This window comes from Acidovorax sp. LjRoot204, from assembly GCF_056175785.1.
In genome coordinates this window covers 1-13,211 of sequence record NZ_JBGFFF010000123.1, presented here as the reverse complement: position 1 = coordinate 13,211, position 13,211 = coordinate 1, and the positions used below count along the sequence as shown (strand labels likewise).

Below are 13,211 nucleotides of genomic sequence, written 5' to 3'. Positions count from 1 at the left end.
CGTTTGCATTGCTGGCGTTGTTGAGCGTACCGGTGGTAGCGGCCCTGCAGGAGCAGGCGGCTACGCCCCAGGCCACCATGGCCGCAGCAAGCGGATTRAACTCGGCCGCCGCGCCCAACGACAATCAGGACACGTCGCCAGACGCTCTGCTGCAACGCTTTTACGCGAGCGAAAGCCAAAGGCGCGTCCAGTTCACCGCGCCCAATACGCCCCCGGCATTCGACATCATCCTGCTGCATGTGTGCTCCTTGTCGTGGGATGACATGGACTTTGTAGGACAGCGGGACAACCCATTCCTCAAGCGTTTTGATGTGTTGTTCACCAACTTCAACAGCGCTGCCAGCTACAGCGGGCCAGCCTCTTTGCGGGTATTGCACGGCACCTGTGGCCAAACACCACACAACAAGCTGTACGAGGGCATTGATCCGCAGTGCTACGTGTTTCCCAACCTGGAAAAAGTGGGCTACCAGACCGCTGCACTGCTCAACCACGACGGGGTGTACGAAGAGTTTGCCCATGCGCTGGAGCAGCGCGGAGGCCTTGCTGGCAAGCTGCAGTCCAATCAGGGCGCGCCCGTGCACATGCAGAATTTTGACGGCTCGCCCATCTATAACGACCACGCCTTGTTGGCGCAATGGTGGAAGAAGCGCAGCACTGACCGCAGCACCGGGCCCGTGGCGCTGTACTACAACACCATCTCCCTGCACGACGGAAATCGCGTGCCAGGCATGGCTTCGCGCAACAGCCTGGAGACATTCAAGCCCCGCCTGGTACAGCTGCTCGCCGACTTCGACAAGTTCATCTCCGAACTGGAGGCAGCAGGCCGCCCTGTGGTCGTGATGCTGGTCCCTGAGCACGGCGCATCGCTGCGCGGAGACAAAATCCAGATGTCGGGCATGCGGGAGATTCCTGGCCCCCGCATCACCCTGGTCCCTGCTGCGGTGAAGCTGGTGGGCATGAAGCCATCCGAGGCATCCGCCCCAGCAGCGCCCGTGGTTGTGAATCAGCCAATGAGCTACCTGGGCTTGTACACCTTGCTAGGCGATCTGATTCGCGACAACCCTTACGCCGACTCCTCGCGCCCGTTGGCGGAGCGGCTCGCAGCCCCGGTCACCACCCCCTTTGTGTCAGAGAACGCCGATGTGATCGTGATGCGCAACATGGAAGGCAAGTACGTGATGCGCTCGGGGAACGGTGAATGGGTTCCCTACAACTATTGATTGCGTTGGCTTACAGCCCCAAGGGGGCGTGACGAGGGGGCTGCGCGACAGACCCCTTCTCCACACCCTGCCGCATGCGTCCCGCATAATCCAACCGCACCGCCGCATCATCCCCCGCGATGCCACAGCGGTGCGATGTCCTTCGCGTGCCCGCAACCCCCATCTGTCACCACCCATGAACCCACAAGCCCATCTGCTCTGGAAAGCACCCCGCTGGGCGCTCGCGATCCTGCTGGCTGTGCTGGGCATGCTCGGGCCTTTCTCCATCGACACCTACATCCCCGCGTTCTCAGGCATCGCCGCGGCGCTGGGAGCCACACCGGTGGAAATGCAGCAGACRCTKTCSGCCTACCTGTTCGGCTTTGCGTTCATGARCCTGTTCCAYGGCGCGCTGGCGGACAGCTTTGGGCGCAGGCCCGTGATCTTGTGGGGCATCGCCGTGTTCACGCTCGCTTCCGCAGGGTGTGCGCTGTCGCAAACGATCGGGCAATTGGTCTTTTTCCGGGCACTGCAAGGCCTGTCCACGGGAGCAGGGATCGTGGTCTCCCGCGCGGTGATCCGCGACATGTTCCCTCCAGCACAAGCGCAGAAGGTTATGAGCCAGGTGACCATCTACTTTGGAGTGGCTCCAGCGATTGCTCCCATCATCGGAGGCTGGCTCTTTGTCCACACCGGGTGGCACAGCATTTTCTGGTTCCTGACCTTCGTGGGAGTGGCCTTGTGGACCGCCAACTTCAGGCTGCTGCCAGAGACCTTGCATGTGGAGCAGCGCCAGCCCTTTCATGTGCGCCATCTAATGCGCGGCTACGTGCAGTTGGGCACCAGTGCGCGCTTTGTGCTGCTGGCGCTGGCCAGTGGCGTGCCCTTCAATGGCATGTTCCTGTACGTTCTCTCGGCTCCAGCATTTCTTGGCGATCACCTGTCGCTGGCGCCTACGCAGTTTTTCTGGTTTTTTGTCCTGACCATCTCGGGGATCATGGGCGGTGCGTGGCTCAGTGGACGGCTGGCAGGGCGTATCCCGCCCAAGCGCCAGATCCGCCACGGATTTGTCATCATGTTTTCGGTGGCTGTGTTGAACCTGGTCGCCAATCTGCTGTTCACTCCCCACGCCTGGTGGGCTCTGGCGCCCATTGCGGTCTTCTCTTTTGGCTGGGCACTGATGGTGCCGGTGGTGACGCTGCTGGTGCTGGACCTCTACCCGGAGCGCCGAGGCATGGCCTCATCCATGCAGGCGTTTGTCGGCTCTTCGGCCAATGGCCTGGTGGCAGGCGTCATCGCTCCGCTGGTGATGCACTCTACCGTTTTGCTGGCGCTGTCATCACTCCTGATGTTGTGCATTGGCATGCTGTCCTGGATCTGTCTGCACCATCGCTGGCCCGAGATCGGGCGTACGCCGGTCCACCTCTGATCAATACCCGACTGATCAAGGACTGGGTTGCCGCCGGTCCACGTTTTTTTGCTGGTAATAGCGGTTCTTCTCCGCATACATCGCCTGGTCTGCGCGATGGATCGCGGCTTCTACCGCATCTCCAGACTGGCAACAGGCAATCCCCATCGCCAGGCTGAGATGCTGGCCAGGGTAGAACTGGTTGTTGAGTTCGAGCATCGACAAAATGCGTTCCTGCAAAGCCATGGCTCCGCGCTCATCCGTGCCCGGCAACAACACCGTGAACTCGTCACCACCAATGCGGGCTGCGCAGGCCGGAGCATCCACGGCCTTGGCCAAGACCTCGCCAACGCGGCGCAGCATGGAGTCCCCCGCCGCATGGCCTTGCTCATCGTTCACCACCTTGAGACCATTCAGGTCGATGGCGATGATGGACAGCGGCCAAGGGCCCTTGCGGGTCAGGCGGTTGAGCTCCTCTGCATAAAAGGCTCGGTTGCGCAATTGCGTGAGCACATCGTGCTTGCCCAGGTACTCTAGGTAAGCCTCGGCCTTCTTGCGTGCCGTGATATCCACCAATGACAGGAGCACCAGGCCCCAGTCGCTCATGTGATCGGCCAGCACCGAGAACTGCATGTGGATATGCACGGCATCCCCGGACAGTGCGTAGTTAACCACTTCGCGCTGCTGAAAGGTCTTGCCCTCCCACAGGTCCAGCAATTGCTCCGCAAAGGACTCGTGCATCTCACCGCGAAACACCCGACCAATGTTGTTCAGCAGCATTTCTTTGCTCTCTGCGCCGAACATCCGCAGGGTCTGCTGGTTCACATCGATCACCCGGATTTCGTGCATGCAGCGTGTCACGAACTCGGGATGCACCCGGATGAATGTCTTGAAATCATCAATACCCTGCGCACGCACACCATCGAGCAGGCACTTGACCGCACTGAAGTCCTCCACCCACAAGGACACGGGTGAATGTTCGAACAAATCGCGTGCGTACCGTTCGCTGCGGCGCAGCTCGGCACCTGCACGCACAGTGGCCGTAACATCCTCCAGCGACACCAGCACACGGCTCCAGTTGTCCTCGTAACCGGGCAGGATGCGCGCACGGATCTGCACATCCAGCCGGCGTCCGTCGAGCGCGTAGTTGACTGTCTGGTTAGAAAATTCCAGCTGACCGTCCCACAACTGAGACAGCTCATGCGCCACTGCGTCGTGCATGTCGTCCCTGAAGACCTTATCCAGATTGGCTTCCAGTACCTGCTGGCTCTCGGCGGCAAACAGATCCAGCGTGCGCTGATTCACCTTGAGCACCTTGAGGGCTGCACTGCAGGCCCGCAGGCGGGCCGGGTCCTCTGCCAGGAACTGGCGGATGTCGGTCACGCCTTCGGCGCGCCACTGCTCAAAAAGCTGCTTGAGCGCACTGTAGTCCTCCAACCAGAGCGACACTGGCGCCAGCCCGAACATGTGCTCAAAGTCCGCACCCGAAGATAAAGAAGACGACACAGCAGATTCCTCCGGCGGCCATTATTGACGAGGCGCCGTTGGCATCCGCAGCTGGAATGGCCTCCCCAATGAAAAAAGGCCAGCACCTTACGGTACTGGCCTTTGCACAAAGGGCGGCGCTAGCGCCACACAACAATCAGCGCGCGGGGCGTGCAGGACGCTTGCGGGCGTCGTGGGCCACAAAGGGCTTGCCACCACCACCGGCAGGCTTGGCAAATGCAGGCTTGCGAGGAGCGAAATCGCCGCGCGGTGCACCCGCATCGCCACGAGGAGCAAAGCCACCACGGCCTGTATCACCAAAACCAGGCTTGCGGCCATAACCGTCACCGTCACGACGCGGCGCAAAACCACGGTCGCCGCCACGGTCATCACGGCCAGCGAAACCGCCGCCGCCTTCACCACGGGCAGGGGCGCCACGGTTGTCACGACCAGCAAAGCCACCGCCGAATCCACCACGATCATTGCCACCACGTGCGGGACCACCGAAGCGACCGCGCGACTGGTTATCACGGTTGTCATACGAACGGCCCGGGGCGCCACGGCCACCACCAAAATCGCCACCGCGAGGTGCCTGCGGAGCGCGCTGCGAAGGCTCCATGCCCGGAATCACTTCGGCCTTGAACTGCTGGCGGCTGTACGACTCAATGTCGTAGATCTTGCGGCGATCGCGGAACTCGGCAAACGTGATGGCCAGGCCATCGCGGCCCGCACGGCCGGTACGACCGATGCGGTGGGTGTAATCCTCAGCCTTCATGGGCAGGCCGAAGTTGAACACGTGGGTGATGGTAGGCACGTCGATGCCCCGTGCTGCCACGTCAGTAGCAACCAGAATCTGCACCTGACCAGCGCGCAGCGCCATCAAACGGCGGTTGCGCAGGCCCTGGCTCAGGGCGCCATGCAACGCGACGGCCGAGAAGCCTTCTTGCTGTAGGTCGTTGGCCAAACCATCGCACTCCACCTGGGTGCTGGCAAAGACAATGGCTTGGTTGATCGTGGTGTCACGCAGCCAGTGGTCCAGCATCTTGCGCTTGTGCTGGGCATTGTCGGCCCAGTATAGAACTTGCTTGATGTTGGCGTGCTTCTCTTGCGGAGAATCGATGGTCACCTTCTGCACAGACGAACCACCGTCGTGCATCACGCGCATGGCCAGTTGCTGGATGCGGGGCGCAAATGTGGCGCTGAACATCATGGTCTGCTTGCGCTGCGCGGTCAGCTGGTTCAGTTCAGCCAGGTCATCCGAGAAGCCCAGGTCGAGCATACGGTCCGCTTCGTCAACGACCAGGAACTGCACCTTGTCGAGCTTGATTTGCATCGAGCGCTGCAGGTCCAGCAGGCGGCCAGGGGTCGCCACCACGAGGTCGGCGTTTTGCAGTTTGGCGATTTGCAACTGGTAAGGCATGCCACCCACCACGTTGGCCACACGCAGGCCACGGCAATGCTTGACCAGGTCGATGGCATCGTGCGCGACTTGCTGCGCCAGTTCACGGGTCGGGCACAGGATCAGGGCACCAGGGGTGGCAGCCTTGAAGTTGCGCGAACTGGTAGGGTCCTTGCGTTTGGCGCGCTTGGGAGCAGGTTCGCCACGGGCAGCGGCTTCGGCCACGGCGCGTTCAAAAGCGGCGCGCTCTTCGGCTTCGGCAGCAGCTTGCTGGTTGATCAGTGTGTGCAGCACAGGCAGGAGGAAGGCGGCGGTCTTGCCGCTGCCCGTCTGGCTGGAGACCATGAGGTCGATGAACTTGGTGGAGTCGTTGCCACCGCCCATCGCCAGAGGGATTGCCTTGAGCTGCACGCTGGTGGGCTGGGTGTAACCCAGATCAGCCACGGCTTGCACGAGTTCAGGGGCCAGGCCCAGCTCGATGAAGCCATTGGGCTCAGCGGTCACAGCAGCATCGGCTTCGACAGCTGATACCACGGCGTCCAGGGGAGAAGACTGCACGGAAATGTCGGCAGCAAAGGAAGTGTCTGCAGGCGCGAATTCGCCCTGCACCAAAGAGGTGTCGGTCATGATTTTTCTCTCACGAAGACGGTCGCGGGCGCAGCCCACGATTGGCTTCGTCAAATGGTTAAAAAACATCAACCATCAAACGAAACCTGCGCTGGCTCAGAGAAGGCCGGAGCGGGTGGGCGTTATTCGCCAGTCCTGCACTGTCGGGTGACAGTCGGCTGGCAAGCCCGGTGTGTGAGGGGAGATGCACAATCTGCGAGGGATTCCTGCGCAGCCGTCGATTATTGCACGATTAAGGGTTTGCCCGCAATACCCCACTTCGCTTTTCGCGAGTGGCAATGCCTTCACTGCCAGGAATCCAGTCCCGCGTCGTCGTAAAACAACCGCACCAAAGGAGCGGATCTCACAAGGGCTCCCACGCCCCTCACAAAAGGGATGAGAAGCAGTGGCTCAAGACGTTTTCACATCCACGGCCAACAGGTGCTGACGGTAATGCGCCAGCTCGTCGATGGACTCATGGACATCGGCCAGGGCCGTGTGTTTTTGCGCTTTCTTGAAACTGGTGTATGCCTCGGGCTTCCAGCGCTTGGCCAGCTCCTTGAGCGTGCTCACATCCACATTGCGGTAGTGAAAGAACCGCTCGAGCTTGGGCATGTAACGCACCAAAAAACGCCGGTCCTGACCGATGCTGTTGCCGCACATGGGCGCAGTGCCCTTGGGCACGTACTGGGCCAGGAAAGCAAGGATCTTCTGTTCCGCTTCCTCCTCCGTCACCGTGGACGCCTTCACCTTGTCGATCAGGCCGCTGCGGCCGTGCGTGCCTTTGTTCCAGGCATCCATCTTGTTCAGCAATTCATCCGGCTGGTGAATGGCAAACACGGGGCCTTCGACGCGGGGTTCCAGGCTCGGACCGGTCACGACCACGGCGATCTCCAGCAGGCGGTCGGTGTCGGGCTCCAGGCCGGTCATTTCACAGTCCAGCCAGACCAGGTTCTGGTCGGATTTGGCAAGCGTGGCAGGGGTGGGGTTGTTGGCTTCTGACATGGCGCGCATTGTCGCCGATGGCCTAAACTCGCCACACATGCCCACCTCTGACGACATTTCCCCCTCTTTGTTGTTCACCCTGGCCTTTGCAGCCGCGCTGCTGCTGGGCCTGGCCCTCAAGTTCTGGCTGGCGACGCGCCAGGTCCGGCATGTTGCACGCCATCGCGCTGCGGTCCCGGTACCGTTTGCCGAGCGCATCGCCCTGGCGGCGCACCAGAAGGCGGCCGACTACACCATCACCAAGGCCCGGCTGGGCATGCTGGAGATGGCGCTGGGCGCGGCCGTGCTACTGGGCTGGACCTTGCTGGGCGGCTTGGACGCACTGAACCAGGCGCTGCTTGGCGTGCTGGGCGGCGGCATGTGGCAGCAGATGGCATTCCTGGTCGCCTTTGCTGCCATCAGCGGCCTGATCGACCTGCCCCTGTCGCTGTACCAGACCTTTGTTGTGGAAGAACGGTTTGGGTTCAATAAGATGACCTGGCGCCTGTGGCTGGCGGACGCCCTCAAGGGCCTGCTGGTGGGCGCCATCATCGGGCTGCCCATTGCCGCACTGATCCTCTGGCTGATGGGCGCTGCAGGCCCGCTGTGGTGGCTGTGGGCCTGGTGCTTCTGGATGGGTTTCAACCTGCTGCTGATGGTGATTTACCCCACCTTCATCGCACCGTTGTTCAACAAATTCCAGCCGCTTGAAGACGAGTCGCTCAAGGCCCGGGTGACTGCGCTGATGCAACGTTGCGGCTTCTCGGCCAAGGGCCTGTTCGTGATGGACGGCAGCCGCCGCAGCGCCCACGCCAATGCCTATTTCACTGGCTTTGGTGCCGCCAAGCGCGTGGTGTTCTACGACACCCTGCTGCGCCAGCTGGCACCTGGCGAGGTCGAGGCTGTGCTGGCCCATGAGCTGGGCCACTTCAAGCACCGCCACATCATCCAGCGCATCGTGATGATGTTTGCGCTCAGCCTGGCGGGCTTTGCGCTGCTGGGCTGGCTTTCCACACAGGTCTGGTTCTACACCGGACTGGGTGTGCGGCCCAACATCTCGCTGGACCCGGCCATGGCCGCCGCACCCAATGATGCGCTGGCACTGCTGCTTTTCATGCTGGTCGTTCCGGTATTTACCTTCTTCATCTCGCCGCTGTTTTCGCAACAATCGCGTCGCCACGAGTTCCAGGCGGACGCGTATGCCGCGGCCCAGGCCAGCGGCGCCGACCTGTCGTCGGCCTTGCTCAAGCTGTACGAAGACAACGCCTCCACGCTCACTCCAGACCCGGTCTACGTGAAGTTTTACTACTCGCATCCACCCGCCACAGAACGGCTGGCGCGCATGCAAACCCCTGCTCACCCATGACTACCATGTTGAAGAAAAAAGACTGGTCCACGCTGATCCGCCGCGCCCTGACAGCTACAGAAATAGTAGCAAACCTCGCCAAACTGGAGGGCTGGAGCCTCAGCGGCGACGGCGCCAACGTCGCCATCGAGAAGACCTACCACTTTGCCAATTACTACGAGACGATCTCGTTCGTGAACGCATTGGCGTTCATCGCCAATGCGCAAGACCACCACCCCGATCTGTCTGTGCACTACAACCGCTGCGTGGTGCGACTGAACACGCACGACGTGCATGGCATCTCCAGCACCGACTTCGAGTGCGCCACCCAGTTCGACGCACTGGTCGCACCGTGAGGCGGGCCCACCATGGCTGAACGCAGCGCCCTCATGGAAGGTACCGTGGTGGCCAGCCATGGGCGCCACTGCATGGTCGAGACCCCGGATGGGGAGCGCCGCATCTGCCACCCCCGCGGTAAAAAAAGCCAGGCCGTCGTTGGCGACTATGTGCTATGGCAGGCGCCGCCGCCCGGGCAAGGCGAAGAAGGCACCATCGAAAAGGTCAAGGAACGGCGCAACCTGTTCTACCGACAGGACGAGATTCGCACCAAATCTTTCGCCGCCAACCTCGATCAGGTGCTCATCCTGATTGCGGCGGAACCGGTGTTCTCCGAAAGCCAACTATCACGGGCACTGATTGCTGCAGAGGCGGAGGGCATCAAACCCATCATTGCACTCAACAAGAGTGATCTGGTCGAACCCTTCGCCCGCGCATGGGAGCGACTGCTGCCGTACCGGCACATGGGCGCAGGCAAACACTATGGCGTGCTGCCGCTATCTCTGGCACTGTCCAGCGATGTGGACCGTGCCCTGCTCATGGAACACTTGCAGGGCAAGACCACGCTGGTGCTGGGCCCGTCGGGGTCCGGCAAGAGCACGCTGATCAACCTGCTGGTGCCGGGCGCCTCGGTGCTCACCGGAGAAATCTCGCAGGCCCTGAATTCAGGCAAACACACCACCACCAGCACCCACTGGTACTGGATGGATGCGGCGCGCACCACGGCACTGATCGAYTCGCCRGGSTTCCAGGAATTCGGSCTGMACCAYATCGCSCCSATGCAGCTGGCAGCCTGTATGCCCGACATYGCCGAGCATGCRAMSGMCTGCAAGTTCTACAACTGCACCCAYYTGCAYGAGCCGGGGTGCGGTGTGCTGGATGCAGTCAAAAAGGGCCAAAGCGCTGGAGGAATAAGCCCTTCTCGCTACAAAATATATAGCGATTTATTTGAAGAGCTGAGTCACACCCGGTATTGACCGGCGTATGCCAGCGGCGCCACGCGAGATGGCGCGACAGGTGAACGGGCTAGCCGAGCAACCGGGCAAGCGTCAGCAGCGCCAGTAGCAGCATCCAGACCACCACCGAGCGCCACACCAGGCCCACCACGCTGCGAAGGTGGCCTACTTCAGGCTCGCGGCCGGGGGTGGAGTCGCTGTCGCCCATGTCGGCATCAATCTCCAGACCCTGCGGCGCATGCAGCTCAGTGCGCGCCTTCAACGCCTCACCGCCCAGGCGCACATTGATGGCCCCTGCAGTGGCGGCAAGAACCACACCATCGTTGTCGTTGGGAAACCGCTGCGCATGAAAACGCCAGCCTTCAATCGCTTCTTCAAAACTGCCTACCACCGCAAAGCTCAGTGCCGTGAGCCGCGCAGGCAACCAGTCGATGGCAGTCCAGGCCTGGGCGGACGCCTGCTGCAAGGACTCGCTGGCGGGCAATGCGCCCGTGCGCTGCTTGTAATGCCAGTAGCGAGAGACAAATTCAGCCAGGCGATACAGCACCGCCCCCGTCGGCCCCAGACCCAGCGCAGCCAGCACCGAGAACCACGCCAACACCCCAAATACATGCCGGTGCGCAGCCAGCACCGAGTACTCGATCACATGGCGCACGATCTCGCTGCGCGGCAGCGCGCCCACATCCACCTGTTGCCAGTGCGCGAGGCGCTCGCGCGCCGCGTCTTCGTCACCCTCTTCCAGCGCATCGCGGATGCCGGTGAAGTGGTGGCTGAACTGCCGAAAACCCAGCGTGACATATAGCACCGACACGCTCCAGAGCACCGCAAACGGCCAGCCGAGACCCCACAGCAGCAGCCAGTGGATGCCGAGTGTGACCAGTGCGGGAACGAGTACCGCGAGGCTCCACGCCACCCACCCGTGGTGCGATTTGCCCGCGTCGAAATTGCGGCTCACGGACAAGGCCCATGCACGCAGCCCCGCGTGGATGGGATTGCTGCGAGCCAGAGGGCGTGCCTGCTCGATCAGCAGAGCGAACAGGATGGCAAAGAAACTCATGGGGGGCAATGATACTGGCGCCAAGCCACGGGAGCACGTGATTCCGCCGAACCTCAGCAACACATCCTCCAATGAAGCGGGGACCCCACCCGCAGCCCTCGAAGCCCGCATGGTCGAAGCCAGAGCCTCCATGTGAGGGTCGCGCTACCGTACCGGGTACGTCCGCGCGAAGCGCCTCAGGGGTGCTTCATTCAGCCATCATGAACCGGTAGAAATTGCGCAGCATGCCAGCCGTGGCGCCCCAGATGAAATGGGTCTTGTCGCCTTGCTGGTAGGGCATGGAGAACCATTCGCGGTGCACGCCATCGCGGTCAAACACATGGCGGCGATGGTGAGCCGGGTCGAGCAAAAAGGCCAGCGGTACCTCAAACAGGTCGGYCACCTCATACGGGTTGGGCCGAAGCACGCAGTCCGGCTGCACCAGGGCGACCACCGGGGTGATGATGAATGACGAGCCGGTCACGTAGGTGGGCAAGGTCCCCAGCACCTCAACAAACTCACGGTCCAGGCCCACCTCCTCCTGCGCTTCGCGCAAGGCGGTTTCAGCAGCACTGGCGTCTTCCGGATCAGCCCGCCCGCCCGGGAAGGCCACCTGCCCGGAATGGGTGGACAGATGTGCGGTGCGCTCCGTCAACAGCACCATGGGTTGCTCGCGCAACACGATCGCCAGCAACACGGACGCGTGGGCTGGCTCGCGGTTCATGAACTTCTTTTCCAGCACCACCTCCGGCTCCCACTGGGGTGGCTGTGCAAAACGCGCACGCAGCGCATCGGGCGTCTGCACAGCCAGGGGCACGGCGGGCAGGTGCGCATCCACCCCGACCACCGGCACCGTGCGAGGGTCAAAGTCGGGCAGGCTCGACAGAGGCGCAATGACCGAGGAGACAGCAGGAGGAGAAGAAGGGTTCACAAAAAGCAGGTTCCACGGACCAAAAAACAAAAAGCCGCTACAGGCAGATGCTGTAGCGGCTTGTCAGGACCGGCCCTCGCCTTGCTTGAATTAAGCGGCGGTAGCAGCAGCCTTGACGCGCGAAGGCAGCTTTTCCTTGATACGTGCCGACTTGCCGCTGCGGTCACGCAGGTAGTACAGCTTGGCACGGCGCACATCACCGCGGCGCTTGACTTCGATGCYGGCGATCAGCGGGCTGTAGGTCTGGAACGTACGCTCCACGCCTTCGCCGCTGGAGATCTTGCGCACGGTGAAGCCGCTGTTCAGGCCGCGATTGCGCTTGGCAATCACCACGCCTTCGTAAGCCTGCACACGCTTGCGGGTACCTTCCACCACGTTCACGCTCACGATGACGGTGTCACCAGGGGCGAATTCGGGGATGGTCTTGTTCAAGCGGGCAATTTCTTCCGCTTCCAGGGTCTGGATCAGGTTCATGTGAGTTTCCTAGTGATCTTGTCCGCGCCAAAAATGGCTGCGTCGGGATTGACGTCTCAGTGTTTTGCGGGAGAACTCCCAGTCAAAACGGCCGGCCAGAGGATCGAAAAGCCTTTGATTATAGCAATTCAGCCGAGCTTGGCCAATACGGCTTCATCGGCGGGTGCCAAACGCCCCGCTTTGCGCGCGGCATCGATGAGATCAGGCCGGTGGCGGGCCGTGGTGGCCAGGCGCTGATCACGCCGCCAGCGCTCGATCTGCGCATGGTGACCCGACATGAGGGCCGAAGGCACCTGCTGCCCTGCCCACTCTTCGGGCCTCGTGTAATGCGGGCAGTCCAGCAGGCCATCGAGCGCGGGATTGAAGCTGTCGAGCTGGTGGCTGCCCTCGTCGTTGAGCACCCCGGGCTGCAGGCGCGCCACGGCGTCCAGCAGCGCCATGGCGGCAATCTCGCCGCCCGAGAGCACGAAGTCGCCCAGGCTCATCTGAACATTCACATGGGTGTCAATGAACCGCTGGTCTATGCCTTCATAGCGTCCACACAGCAACACGGCCCCCTCGCTGGCAGACCAGCGCTCCACGGCGGCGTGGTTCAGCGACTCGCCAATGGGGGAAAAAAGAACCAGCGGCGCCTCGCCGCCCTTGGGCTCACCACGCTCTGCCCGGATGGCCGCAAGGCACCGCGCCAAGGGCTCAGCCATCATCACCATGCCTGGGCCACCGCCAAACGGGCGGTCATCCACCCGGCGGTAGTTGCCGTCGGCGTAGTCGCGCGGGTTCCACAGGCGCACATCGACCTGGCCGCTGGCATAGGCACGCCGGGTCACACCGCTCGCCAGGAAGGGCGCGAACAGCTCGGGAAAGAGGGTGATGATGTCAAAGCGCATAGGGCGCGGCTCGTGACGGCGCGGTCAGTAGTCGGGCTGCCAGTCCACGGTGATGCGTTTTTCGGCCAGATCCACCTTGTCCACGAAGGCCGAGACAAACGGAATCATGCGCTCCTGTGCCTTGCCGTCCTGCTCATAGGCCAGCACCAGCACGGTCTGTGGACC

Annotated in this window: 12 protein-coding genes and 1 pseudogene; 5 read left to right on the top strand and 8 right to left on the bottom strand. The window is 62.1% G+C overall.

Annotated elements, in window-relative coordinates; translation table 11 throughout:
- Positions 1-1,220: cellulose biosynthesis protein BcsG (gene bcsG, locus AC04MI_RS18605; RefSeq protein ID WP_476498381.1), on the top strand; the 1,220-nt coding region annotated here is incomplete at its 5' end.
- Positions 1,221-1,395: 175 nt separating this feature from the next.
- Positions 1,396-2,628: a multidrug effflux MFS transporter gene (locus AC04MI_RS18600; protein WP_476498380.1), complete on the top strand. Its 1,233-nt coding sequence runs from the start codon at positions 1,396-1,398 to the stop codon at positions 2,626-2,628.
- A 15-nt stretch (positions 2,629-2,643) separates the two neighbouring features.
- Here AC04MI_RS18600 and AC04MI_RS18595 read toward each other — a convergent pair whose 3' ends face one another.
- The 3 genes from AC04MI_RS18595 to orn all read right to left on the bottom strand — a co-directional run bounded on the left by AC04MI_RS18595 (position 2,644) and on the right by orn (position 7,102).
- Positions 2,644-4,113: a sensor domain-containing diguanylate cyclase gene (locus AC04MI_RS18595; RefSeq protein ID WP_395455861.1), complete on the bottom strand. Its 1,470-nt coding sequence runs from the start codon at positions 4,111-4,113 to the stop codon at positions 2,644-2,646.
- 136 nt (positions 4,114-4,249) lie between these two features.
- A complete protein-coding gene (locus tag AC04MI_RS18590) occupies positions 4,250-6,118 on the bottom strand; it encodes a DEAD/DEAH box helicase (RefSeq protein WP_116749221.1) in 1,869 nt (622 codons plus the stop codon).
- A 390-nt stretch (positions 6,119-6,508) separates the two neighbouring features.
- Positions 6,509-7,102, bottom strand: coding sequence for an oligoribonuclease (gene orn / locus AC04MI_RS18585; RefSeq protein ID WP_056062110.1), 594 nt, complete (start codon positions 7,100-7,102; stop codon positions 6,509-6,511).
- A 37-nt stretch (positions 7,103-7,139) separates the two neighbouring features.
- On the opposite strand from orn, the gene AC04MI_RS18580 reads away from it, so the two are divergent.
- Genes AC04MI_RS18580 through rsgA form a run of 3 tightly spaced genes read left to right on the top strand, consistent with a single transcriptional unit; the run spans position 7,140 to position 9,739 of the window.
- Positions 7,140-8,447, top strand: a complete 1,308-nt coding sequence (locus AC04MI_RS18580; RefSeq protein ID WP_288852412.1) for a M48 family metallopeptidase — start codon at positions 7,140-7,142, stop codon at positions 8,445-8,447.
- Entirely contained in the window at positions 8,444-8,782 is a 339-nt protein-coding gene (locus tag AC04MI_RS18575) for a 4a-hydroxytetrahydrobiopterin dehydratase (RefSeq protein ID WP_436075606.1), read from the top strand. The genes AC04MI_RS18580 and AC04MI_RS18575 overlap by 4 nt, the downstream gene beginning before the upstream one ends.
- 12 nt (positions 8,783-8,794) lie before the next feature.
- Positions 8,795-9,739: a ribosome small subunit-dependent GTPase A gene (rsgA, locus tag AC04MI_RS18570; protein WP_476498379.1), complete on the top strand. Its 945-nt coding sequence runs from the start codon at positions 8,795-8,797 to the stop codon at positions 9,737-9,739.
- A gap of 49 nt (positions 9,740-9,788) precedes the next feature.
- Here the strand turns inward: rsgA and AC04MI_RS18565 are convergent, their stop codons facing one another.
- The 5 genes and pseudogenes from AC04MI_RS18565 to AC04MI_RS18545 all read right to left on the bottom strand — a co-directional run.
- Complete coding sequence (locus tag AC04MI_RS18565; protein ID WP_436075608.1) at positions 9,789-10,775, bottom strand: CobD/CbiB family protein; 987 nt, start codon at positions 10,773-10,775, stop codon at positions 9,789-9,791.
- A gap of 187 nt (positions 10,776-10,962) precedes the next feature.
- Positions 10,963-11,685 carry a CoA pyrophosphatase gene (locus AC04MI_RS18560; RefSeq protein ID WP_476498378.1) on the bottom strand — a complete coding sequence of 241 codons (723 nt, stop codon included), beginning with the start codon at positions 11,683-11,685 and terminating at the stop codon, positions 10,963-10,965.
- Positions 11,686-11,775: 90 nt separating this feature from the next.
- Entirely contained in the window at positions 11,776-12,159 is a 384-nt protein-coding gene (gene rplS / locus AC04MI_RS18555) for a 50S ribosomal protein L19 (RefSeq protein WP_476498377.1), read from the bottom strand.
- Positions 12,160-12,287: 128 nt separating this feature from the next.
- A complete protein-coding gene (gene trmD, locus AC04MI_RS18550; RefSeq protein ID WP_436078078.1) occupies positions 12,288-13,046 on the bottom strand; it encodes a tRNA (guanosine(37)-N1)-methyltransferase TrmD in 759 nt (252 codons plus the stop codon).
- A gap of 24 nt (positions 13,047-13,070) precedes the next feature.
- Positions 13,071-13,211, bottom strand: a pseudogene (locus AC04MI_RS18545) (ribosome maturation factor RimM); the annotation flags it as partial.